Annotated in this window: 17 protein-coding genes and 1 pseudogene; 9 read left to right on the top strand and 9 right to left on the bottom strand. The window is 34.4% G+C overall.

Going from position 1 to position 23,211, the window contains the following annotated elements:
* Positions 1 to 91 precede the first annotated feature (91 nt).
* The 4 genes and pseudogenes from A6B44_RS06545 (at position 92) to A6B44_RS06560 (ending at position 3,434) form a co-directional block, all read left to right on the top strand.
* Positions 92 to 973, top strand: coding sequence for a metal ABC transporter substrate-binding protein (locus A6B44_RS06545; protein ID WP_090919296.1), 882 nt, complete (start codon positions 92 to 94; stop codon positions 971 to 973).
* A 1-nt stretch (position 974) separates the two neighbouring features.
* Positions 975 to 1,706: pseudogene (locus A6B44_RS06550) on the top strand (metal ABC transporter ATP-binding protein); the annotation flags it as partial.
* Positions 1,707 to 1,744: 38 nt separating this feature from the next.
* The gene (locus A6B44_RS06555) at positions 1,745 to 2,596 is read left to right on the top strand and encodes a metal ABC transporter permease (RefSeq protein ID WP_090919288.1); all 852 of its coding nucleotides are present in this window, start codon (positions 1,745 to 1,747) and stop codon (positions 2,594 to 2,596) included.
* Complete coding sequence (locus tag A6B44_RS06560; RefSeq protein WP_090919285.1) at positions 2,589 to 3,434, top strand: metal ABC transporter permease; 846 nt, start codon at positions 2,589 to 2,591, stop codon at positions 3,432 to 3,434. The genes A6B44_RS06555 and A6B44_RS06560 overlap by 8 nt, the downstream gene beginning before the upstream one ends.
* A gap of 44 nt (positions 3,435 to 3,478) precedes the next feature.
* On the opposite strand, the gene dnaE is transcribed toward A6B44_RS06560, so the two are convergent.
* From dnaE to lptF, 3 genes are all read right to left on the bottom strand, one after another.
* Positions 3,479 to 6,952, bottom strand: coding sequence for a DNA polymerase III subunit alpha (gene dnaE, locus A6B44_RS06565; RefSeq protein WP_090919283.1), 3,474 nt, complete (start codon positions 6,950 to 6,952; stop codon positions 3,479 to 3,481).
* Positions 6,953 to 7,025: 73 nt separating this feature from the next.
* Positions 7,026 to 8,093, bottom strand: a complete 1,068-nt coding sequence (gene lptG, locus A6B44_RS06570; protein ID WP_090919280.1) for an LPS export ABC transporter permease LptG — start codon at positions 8,091 to 8,093, stop codon at positions 7,026 to 7,028.
* 4 nt (positions 8,094 to 8,097) lie between these two features.
* Complete coding sequence (gene lptF, locus A6B44_RS06575) at positions 8,098 to 9,186, bottom strand: LPS export ABC transporter permease LptF (RefSeq protein WP_090919641.1); 1,089 nt, start codon at positions 9,184 to 9,186, stop codon at positions 8,098 to 8,100.
* Positions 9,187 to 9,396: 210 nt separating this feature from the next.
* Here lptF and A6B44_RS06580 point away from each other — a divergent pair, with 210 nt between their 5' ends.
* The 5 genes from A6B44_RS06580 (at position 9,397) to A6B44_RS06600 (ending at position 19,645) form a co-directional block, all read left to right on the top strand.
* On the top strand, positions 9,397 to 10,872 hold the full coding sequence (locus A6B44_RS06580; RefSeq protein ID WP_090919277.1) for a leucyl aminopeptidase: 1,476 nt from the start codon (positions 9,397 to 9,399) through the stop codon (positions 10,870 to 10,872).
* Positions 10,873 to 11,103: 231 nt separating this feature from the next.
* Positions 11,104 to 12,495 carry a pyridoxal phosphate-dependent decarboxylase family protein gene (locus A6B44_RS06585; RefSeq protein WP_090919274.1) on the top strand — a complete coding sequence of 464 codons (1,392 nt, stop codon included), beginning with the start codon at positions 11,104 to 11,106 and terminating at the stop codon, positions 12,493 to 12,495.
* A 194-nt stretch (positions 12,496 to 12,689) separates the two neighbouring features.
* Positions 12,690 to 15,401, top strand: coding sequence for a TonB-dependent receptor plug domain-containing protein (locus tag A6B44_RS06590; protein WP_090919269.1), 2,712 nt, complete (start codon positions 12,690 to 12,692; stop codon positions 15,399 to 15,401).
* Between the two features lie 98 nt (positions 15,402 to 15,499).
* Positions 15,500 to 18,316 carry a M16 family metallopeptidase gene (locus A6B44_RS06595; RefSeq protein ID WP_090919267.1) on the top strand — a complete coding sequence of 939 codons (2,817 nt, stop codon included), beginning with the start codon at positions 15,500 to 15,502 and terminating at the stop codon, positions 18,314 to 18,316.
* 279 nt (positions 18,317 to 18,595) lie between these two features.
* Positions 18,596 to 19,645 (top strand): GMP reductase, encoded by a 1,050-nt coding sequence (locus A6B44_RS06600; RefSeq protein WP_090919264.1) that lies wholly within the window; start codon positions 18,596 to 18,598, stop codon positions 19,643 to 19,645.
* Positions 19,646 to 20,153: 508 nt separating this feature from the next.
* On the opposite strand, the gene A6B44_RS06605 is transcribed toward A6B44_RS06600, so the two are convergent.
* The 6 genes from A6B44_RS06605 to A6B44_RS06630 form a co-directional block, all read right to left on the bottom strand.
* Positions 20,154 to 20,555, bottom strand: a complete 402-nt coding sequence (locus A6B44_RS06605) for an Imm7 family immunity protein (RefSeq protein ID WP_090919261.1) — start codon at positions 20,553 to 20,555, stop codon at positions 20,154 to 20,156.
* Positions 20,556 to 20,592: 37 nt separating this feature from the next.
* Positions 20,593 to 20,967 carry a ribonuclease toxin immunity protein CdiI gene (cdiI, locus tag A6B44_RS06610; protein ID WP_090919258.1) on the bottom strand — a complete coding sequence of 125 codons (375 nt, stop codon included), beginning with the start codon at positions 20,965 to 20,967 and terminating at the stop codon, positions 20,593 to 20,595.
* A gap of 21 nt (positions 20,968 to 20,988) precedes the next feature.
* Positions 20,989 to 21,351, bottom strand: coding sequence for a hypothetical protein (locus tag A6B44_RS06615; RefSeq protein ID WP_090919255.1), 363 nt, complete (start codon positions 21,349 to 21,351; stop codon positions 20,989 to 20,991).
* A gap of 79 nt (positions 21,352 to 21,430) precedes the next feature.
* Positions 21,431 to 21,898, bottom strand: coding sequence for a hypothetical protein (locus A6B44_RS06620; protein ID WP_090919252.1), 468 nt, complete (start codon positions 21,896 to 21,898; stop codon positions 21,431 to 21,433).
* Positions 21,899 to 22,004: 106 nt separating this feature from the next.
* A complete protein-coding gene (locus tag A6B44_RS06625; RefSeq protein WP_090919247.1) occupies positions 22,005 to 22,736 on the bottom strand; it encodes a barstar family protein in 732 nt (243 codons plus the stop codon).
* The gene (locus tag A6B44_RS06630) at positions 22,699 to 22,950 is read right to left on the bottom strand and encodes a hypothetical protein (protein WP_090919245.1); all 252 of its coding nucleotides are present in this window, start codon (positions 22,948 to 22,950) and stop codon (positions 22,699 to 22,701) included. The genes A6B44_RS06625 and A6B44_RS06630 overlap by 38 nt, the downstream gene beginning before the upstream one ends.
* Positions 22,951 to 23,211: the final 261 nt, after the last annotated feature.

The raw sequence follows: 23,211 nt of genomic DNA on the forward strand, positions 1-23,211 counted from the left end.
TACACAAAACCCCTACTTTTTTTATTGACAATCATTTTTACTTACACTAGAGTGAAAGAGCGTTTTATTTTATTACATTCAAGGAGAAAAAATGAAAAATAAATTGCTCTTAACCAGTTTACTTATTGGTAGCCTATTTAGTCCATTAAGTTATGCCAAATTTAAAGTAGTAACCACTTTTACGGTTATTCAAGATATGGCTCAAAATGTAGCAGGAGATAGTGCTACTGTCGTTTCAATTACCAAACCTAATGCTGATATTCACGGCTATCAACCAACCCCTAAAGACATTGTGAAAGCACAAGATGCAAATCTTATCTTATGGAATGGTCTATATTTAGAAAAATGGTTTGAAAAATTCCTTCACGATATTGGTGATTTACCTAATGTGGTAATTACAGACGGTATCGAACCTATGGATATTTATGAAGGCGAATATAAAGGAAGACCAAATCCACACACTTGGATGTCCCCAAAAAATGCTGAAGTTTATATTGAAAATATTAAAAATGCGTTTGTAAAATACGATCCAGACAATGCCAAAAATTATGAAAAAAATGCGAAAGCGTATCTAGAAAAAATTAGACAGCTTGATGCACCATTACGAGCTAAATTATCACAAGTACCTGAATCTCAACGCTGGCTAGCAACAAGTGAAGGAGCCTTTAGCTACTTAGCAAGGGATTATGGATATAAAGAAGCTTACATTTGGCCAATCAATTCAGAACAACAAGGTTCTCCAGATCAAGTAAAAAACTTAATTGATAAAGTACGTAAACACAATATTCCAGTTGTATTTAGTGAAAGTACTATTTCACCAAAACCTGCCAAACAAGTTGCCAAAGAAAATGGTGCTAAATATGGTGGCGTTCTGTATGTAGATTCACTTTCTAATCCGAATGGTCCAGTCCCAACTTATATTGATTTATTAAAAACAACGGTGACGACTATTGTAGAAGGATTTGAAAAATAAGATGAAAACTACTCTTCCCTCTATTGCAGTTGATAATATTGCCGTTCGTTACAATAACGGACACACTGCCATTTATGATGTTTCTTTCCAACTAGAAGGTGGAACAACCTGCGCACTAGTAGGTGCTAATGGTAGTGGAAAATCAACTTTATTTAAAAGTTTGATGGGGCTAGTTACCCCACAACAAGGTACGGTTAGCCTATGTAATTTACCTATCAATGACGCATTAAAACAAAACTTAATTGCTTATGTTCCTCAAACAGAAGAAATCGATTGGGAATTTCCAATTTCTGTTTATGATGTTGTGTTGCAAGGTCGTTATGGTTATATGAATTTCCTACGAATAGCGTCTAAAGAAGATAAACAGATTGTACAACAATCAATGGAACGATTAGGTATTGAGCAGTTGGCGGATCGTCAAATTGGAGAGCTTTCTGGTGGTCAAAAGAAACGTGTTTTCCTCGCAAGGGCATTGGTTCAACAGAGTAAAATTATTTTACTTGATGAGCCTTTTACTGGTGTTGATATCAGTACTGAAAATGCCATTATGGCATTACTAGGTGAATTGCGTGAAGAGGGGTGCTTAATTTTAGTATCAACCCACCACTTAGAAAGCATTCCTCACTATTGTGACCACATTGTAATGATTGATCGTACGGTCATTGCATCAGGAACCACAAAATCTACCTTTATTTCTGAAAATATTCAGCGTGTTTTTGGTGGTACTCTGCGTTCTTTTGAGACTCATAATCAAGAGAAAGGATCGTAAAAATGATGACATTATTATTAGAGCCTTTTCAATATGAGTTTATGGTAAAAGCCATTTTTTTAAGTGCCGCCGCTGGTGGGATTTGTGCTTTTTTATCTGCTTATCTTATTCTTAAAGGTTGGTCATTAATTGGTGATGCATTGTCACACGCTGTCGTACCAGGTGTGGCAATTGCTTATGCATTTGGCATTCCTTATGCTGTTGGTGCTTTTGCGTCGGGTTTATTAGCGACCCTCGCCATTTTATGGATAAAATCCGTCACAAAATTAAAAGAAGAAGCCGTTATTGGTTTCATTTTTACAACATTTTTAGCTATTGGTTTACTCATTGTTTCAATGAATCCAACCGCTGTAAATGTCCAAGATATTATTTTAGGTAATATTTTAGGGATTGCAGATGAAGATGTTGTACAAATGTTAATCGTAATTAGTGTTAGCCTTGTTTTTCTACTATTGTACTGGAAAAATTTATTGCTCATTTTCTTTGATGAAACACAAGCGATTGCAGTAGGATTAAAACCGCTTCATTACAAAATAATGTTTTTTAGCTTATTAAGTGCTTGCGTTGTGGTAGCTCTACAAACTGTTGGTGCTGTCTTGATCATTGCGATGGTAATTACACCAGGAGCAACAGCTTACCTGTTAACAGATCGTTTTAGAACAATGCTGATTATTTCTGTTTTACTCGGTATTTTTACCAGTGGTATCGGTGCTTATATCAGTTATTACTTAAACGGTACAACAGGTGGTTTAATTGTTTGTTTTCAAACATTAGTGTTTCTCCTTGCTTTCTTTTTCTCACCGAAATATGGCTATATTGCTAAAAATAAAACAATTGAGGTAGATAATGGCTGATTTATTCCAATGGTTAATTGAACCGTTTCAATATGGATTTATGCAACACGCTTTAGTTACTGCGCTGTTTGTTTCTATTGTATGTGCTATTTTGTCTTGCTATCTCGTCCTAAAAGGCTGCTCTTTAATGGGAGATGCTATTTCTCACGCAGTATTACCAGGTATTGTATTGGCAGCGTTCTTTGGTTTCCCTATCGCAATTGGTGCTTTTGCTTCTGGTATTGCTTGTACTACAGCTATTGGGTTTATAAAAGAAAACTGCCGTATTAAAGAAGATACTGCAATGGGAATCGTCTTTGCTGGAATGTTTGCGCTCGGTTTAGTAATGTTTAGTAAAATAAAAACCTCTCAACATCTTACTCATATTTTATTTGGTAATTTATTGGGGATTAGTTATTCAGAAACCATACAAACCGTTATTATTTGTAGTGTGGTTTTTGCAATTGTCTATATCAAAAGAAAGGATTTTTTACTTTACTGTTTCGATCCCAGCCATGCTCGTGTAGCAGGACTCTCTCCAAGAGTTTTACACTACACGTTACTGAGTCTATTAGCATTCAGTATTATTTCAGCAATGCAGGTAGTTGGTATTATTTTAGTGGTCGCAATGTTAATTTCACCGGGTATTATTGGTTACACGCTTTCTAAGCGTTTTGAAATAATGCTAACTATTGCTATTTTGGTTTCTATGGTAACCAGTGTTCTAGGTACCATTATCAGCTTCCATATTGATGGTGCAACAGGACCTTGTATCGTGATTTTACAAGCAATCGTCTTTTTAGTCGTGTTAGCAATGACCAAAATTAAATCATCAGTATCAGCTTCGGCGTTAGTCTAAACTGATGATTAAGCAAGATAATAAAACTAACTAAACATCATTCATCACTCAAACTCAAATTCAACAGCGGTTTCACCTAAGAAGAGTTTGAGTGATTCAATCATTTCATTTTTTGGCGTTATACGCCACTCTACACCACTCTTTATCAAGGCTCTTGCTTGAGGACTTTGATAATAAAAATGTAATGGTAACGTCCCTTCTTTATTTGGCGTAATAATGTCACTGAGTTTTTGGATAAATTGAGGAGTAATTTGCTCTTGATCGATCACTAATGCAAGATTTTTTGCGTAACGGCTACGAGCTTCATCAAGAGAGATCATTTCACGAACGAGCATACGATAGCCACCATTAAAATTATCAAACTGTACTGATCCTGTTGCGACAATAATTTTATCTTGCTCTAATAAATCTCCATATTTCTCTAAAGAGTCAGAAAAAAGTGTAATATCTAATTTACCTGAGCGATCTTCTATCGATGCAATCCCAATACGGCTACCTTTTCTCGTTACTGCCACACGAGAATCCATTACTAACCCTGCCACTGTAACTGTTTGACCTTTAGCTGTAGGTTGTAACTCGCCTAATTTTATTGAAGTATAATGTGAAAGCTCTTTTAAAAAACGTCCTACTGGGTGTCCACTAATATATAAACCAAGAGTTTTCTTCTCCCCTTCTAAAATCACTTTCTCAGTCCATTTTGGCGTGTGTGCATAAGCTTTTTGTACTTCTTCTGGTGTTTCAGTAAGAACACCAAACATATCTGCCTGACCCAATGCCTCCATTTTACTGTGTTGGTCAGCCGCTTTCAGGGCATCCTCTAAATTTTTCATTATAGCAGCACGATGTGGGCCTAAATTATCAAAAGCACCTGACATAATTAAAGCTTCAAACGTACGACGATTGATTTTCTTTGAATCAATACGAGCAGTTAAATCGAATAAATCTTTAAAAATACCTTTTTTACGAGCTTCAAGTAAAGCATCAACAGGACCTTCTCCAACCCCTTTAATTGCACCTAAACCATAAACTATTTCACCTTTTTCATTCACACTAAAATGGTGTTGTCCTGAATTTACATCTGGTGGAATCACGGTTAAGCCCATATTGATACATTCATCATAAAAACCGACTAACTTTTCCGTATTATCTAATTCCGAACTCATCACAGCAGCCATAAATTCTGCTGGATAGTGTGCTTTTAACCAAAGCGTTTGATAGGAAACCAATGCATAAGCAGCCGAGTGTGATTTATTAAACCCATAACCTGCAAATTTTTCTACCAAATCAAAAATTTTCATTGCAAGGTCACCATCAATACCGTTGTTGATTGCACCCTCTTTGAAAACCGAACGTTGCTTTGCCATTTCTTCTGGCTTTTTCTTACCCATTGCTCGGCGTAATAAATCTGCGCCACCCAAAGTATAACCCGCCAGTACCTGTGCAATCTGCATTACTTGCTCTTGATAAAGAATAACACCATAAGTAGGTTCTAAGATCGTTTTCAAACTATCGTGTTGGTATTTTACATCTGGGTAAGAAACCTCTTCTCGACCGTGTTTACGATCAATAAAATTCTCTACCATACCAGATCCAAGTGGACCTGGACGGAATAGGGCTACTAGTGCGATAATATCTTCAAAACAGTCTGGTTTTAATCGTGAAATAAGATCTTTCATACCACGAGATTCAAGCTGAAATACTGCGGTGGTCTTTGATTTCAACAACAAATCAAAAGACACTTTATCATCAAGTGGGATGCTTTCAATACAAACTGGTTCTTTCCCTTCTTTCGCTAAACGCGCATTAATCATCTCTAATGCCCATTTGATAATGGTTAGCGTACGTAACCCTAAAAAGTCAAATTTAACCAAACCCGCATATTCAACATCATTTTTATCAAAATGAGTAACAGGATGTAGCCCCTCACTATCGCAATATAAAGGAGAAAAGTCAGTAATGGCATTTGGAGCGATCACTACTCCCCCTGCGTGTTTACCTGCATTTCGGATCACCCCCTCAAGTTTACGAGCCATATCAATTAAAGATTTCACTTCTTCGTCAGCTTCATAAAGTTCAGGTAATTTAGGTTCTACCTCAAAGGCTTTTGCTAAGGTCATACCAGGATCTGGTGGAATGAGCTTAGAAATACGATCCACAAAACTATAAGGGTGTCCTAATACTCGTCCCACATCTCGAATAACCGCCTTCGCTGCCATCGTTCCAAAAGTAATAATTTGAGATACAGCTTTGCTTCCATACATTTGTGATACGTGTTCGATCACACGATCCCGTCCTTCCATACAGAAGTCAACATCAAAATCGGGCATAGACACACGTTCAGGATTTAAAAAACGCTCAAAAAGAAGATCAAATTTAAGGGGATCTAAATCCGTAATTTTTAACGCATAAGCAACCAATGATCCTGCGCCAGATCCTCTACCAGGTCCAACTGGTACACCGTTATCTTTTGACCACTGAATAAACTCCATTACAATCAAGAAGTAACCAGGAAACCCCATTTGGTTAATTACATCAAGCTCAATTTGCAAACGTTCGTCATACTCTGACCGCTTGTTTTGACGCTCTTGTGGATCAGGAAACAAAAATGCTAAACGTTCTTCCAGTCCTTCTTGAGATTTTTTTACTAAAAAATCTTCTGGCGTTAGATCTCCCGTTGGAAAATTCGGTAAAAAATACTCGCCCAAACATATTGTGACATTACAACGCTGAGCAATATAAATGGTATTTTCAATGGCTTGAGGTAGATCAACAAAAAGATCACACATCTCTTGTTCACTACGAAAATATTGTTTAGAAGAATATTTCTGAGGACGTTTAGGATCATCTAAAGTAAAAGAATCGTGAATAGCAACACGAATTTCGTGAGCGTCAAAATCTTCTTCTTTCAAAAAACAAACATCATTCACTGCAACCAATGGAAGTTGATGTTTTTGTGAAAATTGCACTACCTGCTGAATATAATATTCCTCATCTGCTCGACCAGTTCGGCATACAGATAAATAATAGTGATTTGGAAAATAGTGCTGATAAAATGCTATTTTTTTATCTGCATCTGCTTCATTTCCTTTAAGTAAGGCTTTACCTATATCCCCATTTCGCCCACCTGAAAGCAAAATAATACCGTCATTAAGCTCTGCTAACCACGCTTGTTCAATAACAGGAAATTCAACATAACCTTGTTGATAGGCTTTAGAAATAAGCAATGTAATATTTTGATAGCCTACATTGTCCTTAGCCAATAAAGTTAATTCATCAAACTCGTTACTATCAGGCGTTGCTCGCACTAATACATCTGCACCAATAATAGGTTTAACACCAGAACCTTGTGCTTCACTATAAAATTTAACTAAACCACAAAAATTAGAAAAATCGGTCAGTGCCAATGCAGCCATATTATTATTTACACACTCTTTCACCAATGATTTTACTTTCGCTAAACCATCAATCATTGAAAAATCACTGTGAACACGTAAATGTACAAAACGAGGGGTAGACATAAAATTCCTATACTAAAAAATATAATTATAAATCAAAAAATTATCCACAAAATCACTTGAGATACTATCAAAACTACTCTCTTTTTTTGACCAATAGCCACCATACAACTGATAAGCACAGCATACTTGGTATCAATGCGCCGACTGAAATAGGTAGCCACAGAGCCACTAAACTTAAGTTACCAAAAACAATATTCGCAACATAAAATGCAAATCCTGCAATGATACCAAAAACAATCTTAGCCCCTGTTGTACTACTTCTCAGAGGTCCAAAAATAAATGACATTGCAAGTAACATCATTACAGCCGTAGAAAGTGGTGCAAAAAGTTTTCGCCAAAACGTAATTTCAAAACGTTTAGAATCTTGTCCTGTTTGCTTTAAAAAAGCGACATAATCTTGTAATTCTGAAAGTGAAAGAGACTCTGCTTTTAATGACACAACACCTAATTTACTTGGCGTAATACTGGTCTTCCACTCTTGAGTTGCCTTTTTCTCTCTTATTACCCCTGTTGGTGTAATTTCTGCTTTTTCAATATTTTGTAAATGCCAGTGATTATCCACATACACCGCTTTTGGTGACTTCAAAACTGACTTTAATTCTCTTTCCTGAAACTCATAAATTAAAATATTACTCAAATCTTTATCTGTTTTAATGCGTTGAATATAAACAAACTTATTGCCATCTTTTGCCCAAAAACCATTGGTTGTAGCAAGCATTGAACCACCCGTTTGAGCAATCGATCGCATATTCCGAGCAAACTGCTCTGTTTGAGGCACGCCCCATTCCCCCATTACCATTGTAATCAGCACCAAAGGTAATGCTGTCTTCATTACTGCGACACCAATCTTAAAACGAGAAAAACCTGAGGCCTGCATTACCACTAACTCGCTACGGCTTGCCAGCCCTCCCAACCCTACAAGAGAGCCTAATAAAGCTGCGATAGGAAAAAAGGTTTCAATATCTCGAGGAATCATCAAAAAAGTATAATAGGCGGCGTGTAATCCATCATAAGTACCTCTACCAACCTGACGAAACTCCTCTACAAACTTAATAATTGCGCCTAATCCCACGAGAACAAATAAGGTTAACATAATGGCAGAAAGAATGGTTTTGCCTATATAACGCTCTAATACATTCATTTTCCTACCTCTTAATACTTAAACGATGACGCAATGCAACAAACCACCGAGTATCCCAACTACTCAATATTGTAGCCAACACAAAAAATCCCACAGAAACCAATGGCATCAATAACGTAGCATTCACCCTTCCAGACGCACCTGCTGATTTCAAAGCACTCTGTAATAAAAAATAAATCAAATATAACAACAAAGCAGGTAACAATTTTGCAAAACGTCCCTGACGAGGATTAACACTGCTCATCGGAACAGCTAATAACGCCATTAAAGGCACCGCAAGAATCAATGCTAAACGCCATTGTAACTCTGCTTGAGCATAAGTAGATTTATCTTTTAATAGCTCACTAAAACCAGCTTTCTCTAGCTGATTATCCGTTGAATCCACATTTTTATATCCTAAATATGCAGAATATTTTTCAAAATGTGAAACCTTAAAATCAACTGTTTGAGGAGTACCTTCAAAACGAGTACTGTTATTTAACATCAATACCTGATCGCCATTTGGAAGACCTGTTAACTGCCCTGATTCAGCAGTAACCACAGACGGACGATTTTTCTTTTTCTGAGTAGGTTGAAAAACAAAGATATCATTAATACTATTACCTGTAATATTATCAATATAAAGTACATAGCCCCCAGTTGACATAAACTGCCCTGCAGAAAGGGCTGAAAAACGAGGATTGGTTTCTGCTTCTGCCAATAATTCACTTTGTTTACTCATCGCCCAAGGGTTAACCCAAAAGGCATTATAAGTCGCCAATGCTGTAGTAAAAACAGAGAGAAACAGCGCCACTTTAACTAACACACCTTGCCCAACTCCGCAGGCTCTCATCACTGTAATTTCACTTTCGGCATAAAAACGCCCTAATGTCAGTAATAACGCCACAAAAAGAGAAAGAGGCAACATCAGTTGTGCCATTGTTGGCATACCCAAACCCAGTAAATGAACCACTAAATCGGTAGGAATTTTTCCACTCACCGCAGAACTTAACACTCTAACCAATTGCTGACAAAAAAAGATCAACAGCAAAATAAAGAGAATCGCAATTTGGCTTTTAAAAATCTCTTTGGTTAAATATCGACTAAAAATCACAATAATTATCTCGTTTAAATAAATCATTAAATAAAATAAGCGGTAAGATTGTTATACTTTTTTGCAAATTTTTTATAGAATCCCACCGCTAATAATTGAGTAATAATACCGTTTTAGAGACAAAAAATCACTAAAATTCATTTTTTACTTGCAATTTATGGTGAAAGAGATAGTTTTATCTTCTCAATAAAAATAAATAAGGAAAATAAAATGAAATTTGAATCAAAATGTTTAAACTTTGAACATAATGCAGATTGTATTGTTGTCGGTGTATATGAAAATGGCATACTTTCTACTAATGCTGAAAAACTCGATAATACAGCACAACATTACTTATCAGAATTACTGAAAAAAGGCGATTTTAAAGGAAAAATCGGTGAAAGTTTCTTATTACACCTTATTCCAAATATCACCTCTCGTGTACTATTAGTGGGCTATGGTAAACAAGATCCTCTGAATGAAAAGCAATATAAACAGATCATTAGCACCATAATTAACACTCTAAAAAAGACGACTGTTCAAACCATCAGCTTATTTTTAAATGATATCAAGATTCAAGATCGTAATGAATATTGGGCTGTCCGCTTCGCTGTTGAAACGATACTCGATACTCTTTACACTTATGATGAATTTAAAACTAAAAAAACCGATCCTTACTGCTTAAACCACTTTTATTTTAATACTGATAACACAACAGAAGCCGATCGTGCTATTTTTCACGCTCAAGCGGTAACATTAGGTGTAAAATTTGCAAAAAATGTGGCGAATTGTCCTCCAAATATTTGTAATCCTGCCTATCTTGCTGAATTGGCAAAACAACTTGATACGGAATACTCAACAATCAGCACCACTGTGATTGATGAAAAACAGATGGCTGATCTTAAAATGAACAGTTATTTAGCGGTATCTCGTGGCTCTGAAAATCCTGCTTATATGTCAATTATTGAATATAAAAACGCCTCAAATCCAGATACTAAACCTATCGTTTTAGTGGGTAAAGGCTTAACTTTTGACTCAGGTGGTATCTCAATTAAACCTTCTGCTGCAATGGATGAAATGAAATATGATATGGGCGGTGCCGCTTCTGTTTACGGTACAATGAAAGCCCTTGCTGAATTACAACTTCCACTTAATGTGATTGGTGTTTTAGCTGGCTGTGAAAATATGCCTGATGGCAATGCTTATCGACCAGGGGATATTTTAACCACAATGTCTGGTAAAACCGTAGAAGTATTAAATACCGATGCAGAAGGACGTTTAGTACTTTGCGATGCATTAACTTATGTAGAGCGTTTTGATCCTGAATGTGTGATTGATATTGCAACCTTAACAGGAGCTTGTGTGGTGGCTTTAGGTCAAGTAAATACTGGTTTACTCTCTCCTGATAATAGCTTTGCTGATGAATTATTAACAGCATCCAAACAAGCGCACGACAAAACGTGGCGTTTACCAATGGATGAAGAATATCAGGAAGATTTAAAATCAAACTTTGCCGATTTAGCTAACGTTGGTAGTCGTTTTGGAGGCGCTATTACTGCAGGAGTATTCCTCTCCAACTTTACTGAAAAATATAAATGGGCGCATTTAGATATTGCAGGAACTGCTTGGAAAACGGGGGCTTCTAAAGGAGCAACAGGACGTCCAGTACCATTATTAACTCAATTCTTAATCAATAAATCTAGCTAGTCCTTAGCGTTCAATATTAAGCGGGTAGATGTTCAATAAATTTTGCAAAAAATAACAATAATCTACCCGCTTCAACAATACAAAATCATACTTGAATGGAAATCAATTGGTTATTAATTTTAAGATATTTCTATTGATTACTTTAAGAGTATAGATATAATTCCCAAAAAATTCTTAATTAAATTTTTTATTAGTACACTTTTAATTCTTATATCCATAAGGAATTTAATAATGAAAGAAGAAAGCTATTTAAAATCCAAATATAGTATTGATATCGAATTAATGGATGAAATGATGGATGTTGCTCGTTTTGCTGTACGCCGTACAACATCTCCTGTTCGTAATATTGGGGAATCAAAATCAGAAGAAGATCTTAAAGCGTTGGTTGGCGAAACAATAACAAAGGACGGTATTGGTAGTGAAAATGCGTTATCCCTTTTTAAAAAACACTTAATCCCAGCAACCATTCCAACAGATCATCCCCTATTCTTATCCTTTATTCCCTCATCTCCCTCTCCATCAGCCTCTCTTTTTGATCTAGTCACCTCATCATCTTGTATTAATGGATGTAAGTGGTTATTAGGAGGCGGTGGCATTTTCTGTGAAAATGAAGCAATGAGATGGATTGTGAGTTTAGCTAATTTGCCTAAAACTGCTTTTGGCGTGTTTACAAGTGGTGGAACCGCTGCCAATTTATCTGCCCTTGTCACTGCTCGTGAGAATTTCCGTCGAAAAAATCCACAATATGCTAAAAGTAGATTATTACTTATCACAGCAAGCAGTTCACATTCTTCAAATAAATCTATGGCAAGAGTGATTGATTGCGATATTGTTATGGCAAATCTTAATGAAGAAGATAAATTAACGGCTCAAACGATTCAAGAAACATTCGATGCTTTATCTGATGAAGATAAAGCAAGAGTTTTTTGTGTTATTGCGAGTGCAGGAACGACAAATGCAGGTGTAATTGACGATCTAGAATCTGTCGGACGATGGTGTACAACTCACAATATATGGATGCACGTAGATGCTGCTTATGGAGGTGGCGCTATGGCCTCTCCTCGTATGCGACCTTTATTTAACGGGGTAGAAATGGCGAACAGTTTAACCATCGATCCACACAAATGGATGTTTACACCCTATGATTGTGGCGCAATTGTTTATAGAGATATGGAACAAGCAAAATTTGCACATACTCAACAAGCGCCTTATCTTGATATTTTTGAAGAATTACAAAAAGGATTTAATCCTTCTGATTATCAAATTCAATTATCACGTCGTGTTCGTGGTTTACCATTTTGGTTTGCTTTAGCCACCAATGGAACGGAAAGTTATGGTAAAAAAGTTGATTATGCGATTGATCTTGCCATATATGCCGAAGAAAAAATAAAAGAACTTCCTTACGTTGAACTGGTTCGTCCTAGAAGTTTATCTGTGGTTATGCTCCGTAGAATAGGTTGGAAAGATAAAGATTATATAGAATGGTCTATCAATTTACATCAACAAGGCAAAGGATTTGTAATGCCAACACATTGGCACGATGAAACAATTACAAGATTTTGCTTCTTAAATGAACATACTCAAAAAGAACATATTGATAAAATTTTGGATTCTATGAAGTAATAGCTTTTTGTCAATAAGTATGACATTGAAGCTAAAAACATCGGACACCATTCCATAAACTCTATAAGTTTAACAATAGGGTTCAAGGCTATCCTTGAACCCTACCTGCGTTAATTTCACATTTCTTGTTATTGATAATAATTCTTTTTTGCATTAAAATAAAGGCTATTTATTTTAATCTATCGGAGTTGTTAATGAAATTTTCAAATATTTATATTTGTATAATGATTGGATTGTCTCCCATTGCCTCAATAGCTCAAAATTCAAGTGCAGAAGGGAATGATAATCACCCTAAAATCACAGCACAAAATAGTACTGAACTTGCTCCTATTTTAGTTTATGGCGGTTCTTTTGCTCAACAAATGGGAACGCAAAAACTAAATAGCCTTGAGATTAGTCGCCTCCCTACAAAAAATGGGACAGTCAGCGATTTATTAAAATCTAATCCTAATGTTCGTTTCCAAAATTTTGCAGATGTATCAGAAACTCAAGGGGAAATTTCCCCTGAAAATGTCTCTTTTCACGGAGAACGTTTTTATAATAATGCTTGGTTAATTGATGGAATGTCTAATAATGATAATATTCATCCTGGATCTGGAAATGGTCGATTACTTGCAAATCCTGATGGTAGAAGCCCTGCTGTTTTACCTGCTGGAGGTACTCAGTCATTTTGGATTAATTCGGATATTATTGATAGCGTAACGGTTTATGATAGTAATATTTCTGCTAAATATGGGCAATTTACTGGTGGGGTTATTGACGCCAAGTTAAAAGATCCAAGTTTTGATGAAAAAATATCAGGAAGCATTTCTTATCGAACAACCCGTGATGCTTGGACTAAATTCCATACTTATGGTAACACTGCTGAAGAAAAAGAAAAAAATGAAGAAAATTTTAAAAAAGCAGACGAATTATACTATCAACCTAAATTTACTAAACATAATTATGCAGTAAATGTAAATATCCCAGTTAATGATAGAACCGCAGTAATGTTCTCTTATAATAAAGCAAGTTCTCGTATCCCATTTTTTAATAGACGCAGTCAAGATTGGAATGAGCAAAAGAGAGATAGTGAGACTTTCTTACTTAAAGGTTCTCATGAACTTACTAATAGAGATATGCTAAAACTATCATTAATGCACTCTCCCCACAGTTCTAAATATTTTGCCAATAGCCGTGCTGATTCTGGTTATACAAATATTGGTGGCGGTAATCGAATTGCCTTAGACTGGAAACACCTGTTTGATAGTTCAACACTTTCAACCAAAATTACTTGGAAAAAATCAGGTAATAAAATTAAACACGATAGAAGCGAATACTATTCTTGGGGAAAAGCCAAATATGTTTGGGTTAGAGATCCTGTAACAAATAAAAGAAAAAGAGTTTTAGAAATGTATAAAAACTCTCCTTGTCCAAAAAGTTACAATTATATTTCTCTAAATTGTGATATAGGTGGTTTTGGCGAGTATGACACATATCGTCGTAGCCTTGTTTTAAAACAAGATTTACAAATAGACACGTTTAAATTCGGTAATACTGAGCATAATTTTAGTATGGGATGGAAAGCTGATCTTGCAAAAGCAGGCTTTAATCGCAAAACAGAATTATATACTTATACTGCCTCTAAAATTAAGAAACCTACAGATCCAAAGTATTCTTGTAAAGAAGGGGATTCGACATGTATTGAAGGTGAACAATTTATTAAAATAAAAAATTTCTATCCTATAAAAAATACGGTCGTAAACAATAACCATTATAGTGTTTATTTTGAAGATAATATTAAATATAAACAATTTGAAATTACTCCAGGAATTCGCATTGATTATGATCAATATTTAGGTAACACTGATATTGCTCCACGCCTTACTGCTTCGTATAATGTTTTCAACGATAAAAATACCCGTATTTTTGGCGGTGTAAACCGATATTATGCTGATAGTATGTTAAGTTCAGCATTACGTGATGATTTACAAAAAAGTATTAAATATTATTATCGTAGTAAGCCACAAGATGACTTTATGCTTAAAGTGCCAAATAGAGTCAATCCAAATTGGACAAGATCTGGTGTAGATAAATTGAAAACGCCGTATAGTGATGAATTTAATTTAGGTATGAGTCAGCGTTTTGGAAACACTGAATGGACTGCAAAATGGGTACACCGTAAAGCAAAAGATCAGTTTTCTAGCAGATATGCAGGCAAACAAAAAGTTGAGTATATTGATCCTAAAACTAAAAAAATCAGAACTTATAAAGAAAATTGGTATAATTTAACCAATGAAGGCAGTAGCACCTCTGATTCTTACACTTTAACTGGTCGATTAATGAAACCATTTGAAACGAAATATACAACGATTTCTTGGAATTTAGGAGCGAGCTATTCAAAAACAAAATCTAATTTTGATATTGACCACTCATCAGCAAGGCAAGCAGATTATGATGATGTTATAACAAAAGAGCAACAAATCGATAAGGTTGTTTTTGATGGTAAATTAATTAATAAAGGAGATATGCCATCTCTTGATTTTAATAGACCTTGGACTTTATTTGCTAACATCAATTTTGACTTCCCTAGCATCCGTTTAAATTGGTCAAATCGTTTAAATTATACCGCACCATATCAGATGTATGTTACTGATAATTGTGAAAATAATAATTATGCTTCAGTATGTGGTAAATATGCAGGTGAAGATATTGATGTTTATGAAAAACAAAACTTCAAAAAACGCTTCTCTCTTGATTGGCACTTTGCATACACACAGCCAATTGGCAAAACGAATTTAGAACTAAACTTAGATGTATTAAATGTACTTAATTCAACCATTGAATCTGCAAGTCCTTCTAATGCAACAAAAGTGAGTTACAAAGCTGGCCGTCAATTCTGGCTTGGTGCGAAGTATTCTTGGTAATAAAATAAGCGGTAAGATTCTTTAATCTTTTTGCAAATTTTTCCCTCTTCTGTAATAGAAGAGGGAATTTTTTAAGAATTAGGAAAGATAAAATCATAATGAAAAAATTAATTTATTTAGTATGTATACTTTTAGTTAGTTGCTTGCAATTCGCCAATGCTGAATCAAGTAAAGAGAAAATAACCTATCAAAAAGGGACATTGGCTAATGGTTTAGAATATCTTATTTTTAAAGTACCAAATGCAGGGGATCGTATTGATGTTCGTTTACGAGTAAAAGTGGGATCAGTTGATGAAATGCCAAATGAATACGGCTCTGCTCATATGCTAGAACATCTGGTTTTTCAAGGCAGCAAAAAATTCCCTATGGGATCTTGGAATTATTTAATGAAACAAGGTTGGGAGCGTGGTCGTCAATATAATGCAAGTACAGGTTATGAACATACCACTTATACATTTAGTCCGCCAAAAGCTAAAGCGCAATTAAATCAGTTGTTTGATATTTTAGCTGATATGATGTTCTACCCGTCTCTCACGTCACTGGCTTGGGATAAAGAAAGAAAAATTGTCTTAGAAGAATGGCGTAGTCAAAGTAGTCCTTTTAAACGTTTAAGAAAGCAATATTTGAATAGTTTACGTAGTGGCTCCCGTTATACTCACTCTGAAATTATTGGCTCGGAGAAAGGAATTAAGACAAGAAAAGTAGCAGTGTTGCAACAATTCCACAAGCGGTGGTATCAGCCGAATAATATGCAATTATTGGTTGTAGCGGGTGATATTCCTATCCAAACGATTGCAAAACAAATTAAACAGAAATTCTCTGTAAAACCGCAACATTCTCTTCCTAAACGAGATGAAAGTTATTATGAACCTAAATTGAAATCAGGCTGGACGGTTTCTCAAATTCAAGAAAAAGACAGCAATGGTAACAGTGTTTCGATTATTTTCCGTAATACTCAAGATATAGCAGGTAAAGATAAAATCACACAACCTAAAAAAGAGCAACTGGCTCGTGTAGATGATGAACTGAGAGAGCGTTTAGTCGATGGTTTTGTTGTTTCAACAGTGAATAACCGATTAAAAAAACTAAAAAAAACGTTTCCTGAACATTTAGTTAATATTTATTTACGCAAAACCTATTTAGGGCATCACACTGCTGGAATGATCCTAAATGCAGAAATTACAGATAATATACATAGTCTTGCGACAGATAAATTGCTGACAATTAGAGAGCAATTTTTACGCTCCCCTATCACTGCCTCAGAAATGCAAGATTACATTAAAGATGTGAAAGACTTAATTAAACAAGAGAAAAAGAAAACTGGTTTTTCTGATGAATTTTCCAATGTATTAGAAACAGCACACTATTTTTTGTTTGACAATTTACCCATTCGTACACCTGCACAATCAGCTAAATCAATGGAGGCTATCTTAAAAACTATTACAGTAGCAGACGTTAATAAGCGATTAATTCAATGGCTAAATTCACAAGATAAAATCTTACAACTTCAAGCCCCAGCTTTAACCAAAGTAGCGTTGCCTAGTACAAAAGAGTTAGAGCAAAAAGTACAAAACTTAGCAAAAGCAAAATTGAATACTTTTAATCTTTATAAAGTACAGAAAAAAGAACTCACTAAACTGCCTAAACCAATTCAAGCAGGCGATATAACAAAAGAAATCACTTATCCTAAACAATCTGTGACGGAATGGCATTTAAACAATGGTGATAAATTTGTTTATTTAGAAAGTAAGCTTGCCAAAGATGATGTTTCTATGACCATTGAAGCACCGATAGGTTATATGGCAGAACAACTAAATCCTTGGAAAACAAAATTAGCAGTTAAATTTATTTGGTTTAGTGGACCAAAAGGCTTTGATAAAACCAGTCTTAAAGACTGGCATAAACAAAATGAAACTACACTTTTTCATCGTAAAATGAAATCAAAATATTGGTTAATTCAAGGTTTAGGAAAAAAAGATAAAATCGATAAGTTGTTCCATTTGTATCAGTCACAGCTACTTTCTGCTCAAATAGATGAAGAAGGTTTTAAGGTGTCTAAAATTAGAACAGCACAAAAGTTAAAATCGCCAATTTATGCTAAAAATATCCAAAGACGTGAAGCCCTTGCAAAATTACTTTATGGTAAACAAGAATATAAACAACCTACGCCACAGGATATCAATACCCTAACAGCGGATGATTTATTTGCTCAATGGAAAGTATTACAAAAAATCCCTGTTACTTATTACCTTATTGCCGATATGCCAGCAAAAGACATAAAACCATTGGTGAAAAAATATTTAGCAGGTATTCCAAGAGATAAACAACCTGTAAAATTCACACCTTACGAACCTATTTCTGGCACAGGTAAAGCCATATTAAATCAAAATAGTGAACAACGTACTGATTTTGCAGCAATCACGTGGCAACCGCAAACTGCAACACCAGAAACCAATTTACAACTGCATTTTGCGAATCAATTAACCTATAAATATCTACAAATTGCATTACGAGATGATGAACAAGGCGTTTATAGTGTACGTTTTAGTTCAAATGTAAGTCCATATAATAACAGAATTCGTTCAATGCTTTCCTTTAGTAGTGAGAGTGCACGTACTCAATTATTATGGAAAAAATCTCAGCAAGTATTAAAGGAGTTTCCTGACAAAATTACTCAAACAGAATTAAACCAAATGCTGATAAATTTTAGAAAAAAAGAAAAACTAAAATTAACACAACCTAAAATATGGTTAAGTCGCTTACGTGCCTCTTATCTTTATTATGGTAATCCAAACTATCTATCTGAAATGTATCATTTAGAACAAGCGGTCACTTTAGATCAAATAAAAGCAATAAGTAAAAAATTATGGAATAATGATAATCTCTGTATTTTACAAATTGATCCTGAGAATTGATTTATTTCTTTACTCAGAGGTTGTGATAGTAGCCACTTTTTTAAAATAGTAATCGTTTGCTATCTTAGTGTGAACGTAATTTATAAGAATGTAAATATTTGTAAATTTACAATATTTTTTATTTGATTAATTATCTTTTTATGCTAAATTCTTTCAGTAATTGCGGTCGATATACAAGCAATTCATAATTTGAATGTCTATCATTTTATGCATATCCAATCGTATCATTGCGTTACAAATCTAGAACAATTTTTTTTTAACTTTTTATTGGGATAAACTATGCTAATTGAAGAACAAGAATACCTAGATTTTGATAATGTCTTAATCAAACCGAAGAGAAGTACTCTTAATTCTAGGAAAGAAGTCACTTTAAACAGAGCTTTTACTACAAGAAACAGTAAAGTAGAAATTGAAGGTGTTCCTATTATTGCGGCGAATATGGATAGTGTTGGAACTTTTGAAATGGCGAAATCTTTAGCACAATTTCAAATATTCACAGCAGTGCATAAATTCTATGATGTCGATGATTGGGTTGCTTTCGCCAAAAATAATCAAGCTATTCTAAAATACCTTTTTGTCACAATTGGTTCAAGCGATACTGAAATAGAGAAATTACAGCAAATTATTGCTAAGGTGCCTGAACTTAAGATGATTTGTGTCGATATTGCCAACGGATACAGTGCACACTTTTTAAATCAAGTCAAAAAAATTCGCCAACTGTTTCCTGATAAAGTATTAATGGCAGGGAATGTTGTCACTTATGAGATTACTGAAGAACTTATTTTAAGTGGTGTTGATATTGTCAAAATTGGGGTTGGCCCAGGTTCTGTATGTACTACTCGTAAGATGACTGGTATTGGTGTGCCACAACTTTCTGCTACTATTGAATGTGCTGATGCTGCTCACGGTTTAGGTGGGTTAGTTTGTACTGATGGTGGCTGTGTTAATGTCGGTGATATATCTAAGGCATTTGGTGGCGGTGCGGATTTTGTGATGTTAGGTGGAATGCTTTCAGCACATAAAGAATCAAATGGCGAAGTAGTGATCAAAGATGGCAAAGAGTTTATGACTTTTTATGGTATGAGTTCGAGCAATGCAATGAAAAAACACTATGGAAAAGTGAATGAATACCGTGCGAGTGAAGGCAAAGAAGTATTGCTTCCTTATCGTGGTGAAGTAAAACATACCGTTCAAGAAATTCTGGGTGGTATTCGTTCTACTTGTACTTATGTTGGTGCAGCCAAACTAAAACATTTACCTAAACGCACGACTTTTATCAAAGTAAGCCGTCAAATTAATACGGTTTATAACAACTTTGAAAAAAGTTAATGCTCTATCATTTATCTTGATAAACAAGGGAGGCATCTCTCCCTTGCTTCCCTTCCCTGTTTAGCTTATTTCTAAATAATTACTCTTTCTAAGGTTTAAAAATAATATTTTTTGTCCTTTACTCAAGTAGTACTAAAAAATAGCATTACTTTTGTCCTTTATGCCAAATATTACATTTATACTTTTTTTTACCTTTAAATTTTCCATTTTTCTTTAGATTTTTACTACTGCATTTTTCACAGTTTTTAAATACATTCAAAAAAAGCCACTCAAAGCCTTATTCTATAAGGTTTTAAACGACTTTTTAGCATTATTTTTCCTTCATGCCAAAATTTACACATTTCATATTTCACAGATAGACAGGGAATTCTCTGTCGCTACAATTTATATATCAATGGGTTATATGAAAATCAATAAAATATAGCGGTTACATTTTGTTTAAAATTTACCATTTTTATGCTTACTTTTCTTAATAGTTCACATAATAACTATTGATTTACTAGAATGGCTATCTATTTTCCAACTCTTCAAAAAAAGGGGAAAGTAGCTTATCTGCTTCTAATGATAATTTTCCTTTTTTTATTGAGAAAACTTGAAATTGATTATTATAGCCCTCGGTATCCTCATCATCAAAAAAATAGATAACTCCATAGGATCCTACTGCATTTTTTGTCACCCATTCACATAAAGACAAACAATCATACCAACTTTGTGATTTATGATTACTCTCTCCTGTAAAAATCAAACGTCCTTCACCATTTAAGAACAATAATTCTATAAAAAAATTATTGTGTTGGATTTCAGAAAGCCGAGTATTTAATTTTTTATAAATATCAGATAACAGCTCATCAGAGTCATTTTTCTCATCATAAGATTCTCTTATTTTTATCCAACCATAAAACTCAATCATATCTTTATTCTCTATTTTGCAATTTAATCATATTTATCTACTTATCAAAAAACTCTGCATAACGCTCATTAATTTTGTCTATGTATTTATCTATCCTTTCTTTATCTTCAGGATGGTAGTTAAGATAATTTTCACAAACACTCTCAACTAATAATACATAGGTCTCTATATCTAATATGGTCGATGTTTCTCCAATATAAATTTCCACTGTTCCATAATCACTAGGCGTATCCCAATCTTCATCTAATAAGATAGTATAGGCTCCCGAAATAACACTAAGACCTTGACTAAATTCGAATATTATTTCATTAAAGCTCATTCTTTTTTCTTTCAAGATTTCTTTTAAAGCATAGTAAAGGTCAAAAGCTTTCTTATTTTCAAAATTATTTTTTAATTCGTACAAATATTTCATTATCGTCCTCTTCTTGGTAGCTTACTTAAAGTAAGCGTTATTTGTTGTGTTTAGTTTTTTTGTGCCCCACATAAACTCTTCAATTAAGGTTGTTACTTTCTTTTTACTTTTTGTTTTTTTGATATCCAAAAGGGTCGTATTGGCATAATTCTTGCCATCAAAGGAAAAAAAGTATATTACAAACTGTCCATCAGGGTCACCTTCGGGTTCATAAACAAGTTCAAAACACTTTTTGTCTCTTTGGCTAGAAGCTGATAAAAGACAAGATGCATAAAACCATTCCATATTTTCGGAAATAGGTTCATAATCAAAAAAAACATTGTATTCAATTAGCCAGCTGGGGGCTACTCTTAAAGCTTGAATATTTTGCCACATATCGCTCATTCTTTTATTCCTTTTATATATTTTTTTACTTGCTCAGGGGACGCTGGAAAACTATGAATTATAAGGTTTGGAGAAAGTGTTAGTTCAATCCTATGCTTCCATCATAAGCTACTGTACGAGTAGGACAATCAGCAAAACCAGATACTACAAAAACACCATCAATAAACTCTACCTTATCCCAAGTAAGTAAAAAATATTTTACATTATTGTAATTTTTTTTTGCTAGGTAAAAAATAAACAACTCATCCTGTAAAAAATCAAGCCACTCTGTTAATTGTTGACTATTTAAATAAAGTAGCTCTTCTATTTGGGGATAATCTGTTGCTCCTTTATACGGAGGTTCAAAGTCATCATACATAGCATCATCTATCCTTAATTCTTCTACAAATTTATTATAATAATTATTAAATACTTTAATAAACTCATTATTTGGTATTTTTACTTTATATGGATATAATTTTGTGTAATTTCTTAGTTGCCCAAAATTTAATTCTCTATACGATACTTCACTTATTCTTACTTCAGTATTATTTACAAAAATATTCATGGCTTTTCTTCTGGTTCTTTTAATATTTATATACGGATATTCTCATAAGGATTATTTAATTATGACCTAAAACTTTCTCTGTAGCATGCAATGATATCTACGTAAGCTACTCTGCTATTAGCGTCACCCCACGCTCTTCCAATATTTCTAATACAACATCTTTACCTTCAAATTCACATGTATCAAAATGCTTCCATATGACAGTAATATTTTTTAGCGTATCTCGTAAAGGATGATCCATGTAGTAGCCAAAAGCTAGACAATCTTCAAACCCATCTAAAGTACTTCCAAAATAGCCGCCAATGCCAATAATGCTTTCTGCAAATTCACATAAAAAGCTTAATTTTGAATCGATGAAACGACCATCGATAACAACTTCTTCATGGAATAGTTCTGGCTGCCTATTAAAACACATACAACTTACGCACCAATTACTTTTTTCTTCTTCGTTTAAATTAAGCCAATATCTTTTTTCTTTACAATCCGATAAAATTTCTAAGTACTCAAAAATATTATATTCAAGCCAGCCTGCAGATAGAAAATCATTATCAAGGTATAAAAACATTTTGTCTTCATGGGCAACCAGTTTATCTACTTGAACACACCTTTCTACTTCAGAATACATTCCCTGATTATTTTTTACTTCAATCACGCATCTTTCAAATGTCGTCTTAAAGTTGATATCTCCCTTATAGCCAATCAGCCTCAAAATGATAGTATCTTCTTGGACTATCCTTTGTGCATATATTGGATAGCCATCATCATCGTCATATTTTAAAAATAAAGTAATTTTGTACATGTTACGGTAACCTAATTGGTTTTGTTGCTTTTCCACCATCGGGATACCATGGGCTTAGCAACAGTTTTACGCCATCTCTATAATGTTTCAATGAATAGCCCATTTGACCGTTTGGCTTTCTTAGTATCCTCATTTCGGGGTGCCTTTGTCCCTGTTTGTTAGGAACATACCATTCAGTTGCCCCAGCCCATTGAGAAAGTTTACCATCTCCTCTAAAAATTTTGGGATTACCAAATTCATCAGGGTTGGGCATTCCTCTTCCTGAAATGATATCCTCATATGCTCTCGCAAGATCAGGGATTTGTACAGGATTTGGTGAAGAGAGTTTTTTTCTTTAGTTGGTTCAACTTTCTTTTTCTTTGGACAGTGTCCATTTTTACCTGCCAACCCCAAAGGATCAACAAACCTCGTCGAATTGGTCACATACTGAAATTGTTCAAGCCGCTCACAAGTCCAATTGAGTCAGCAGTGATATATTGTGAGCTTACCCTTTAAGTCGTATTGATAATGAAGC

The organism is Pasteurella skyensis, from assembly GCF_013377295.1.
GTDB lineage: Bacteria > Pseudomonadota > Gammaproteobacteria > Enterobacterales > Pasteurellaceae > Phocoenobacter > Phocoenobacter skyensis.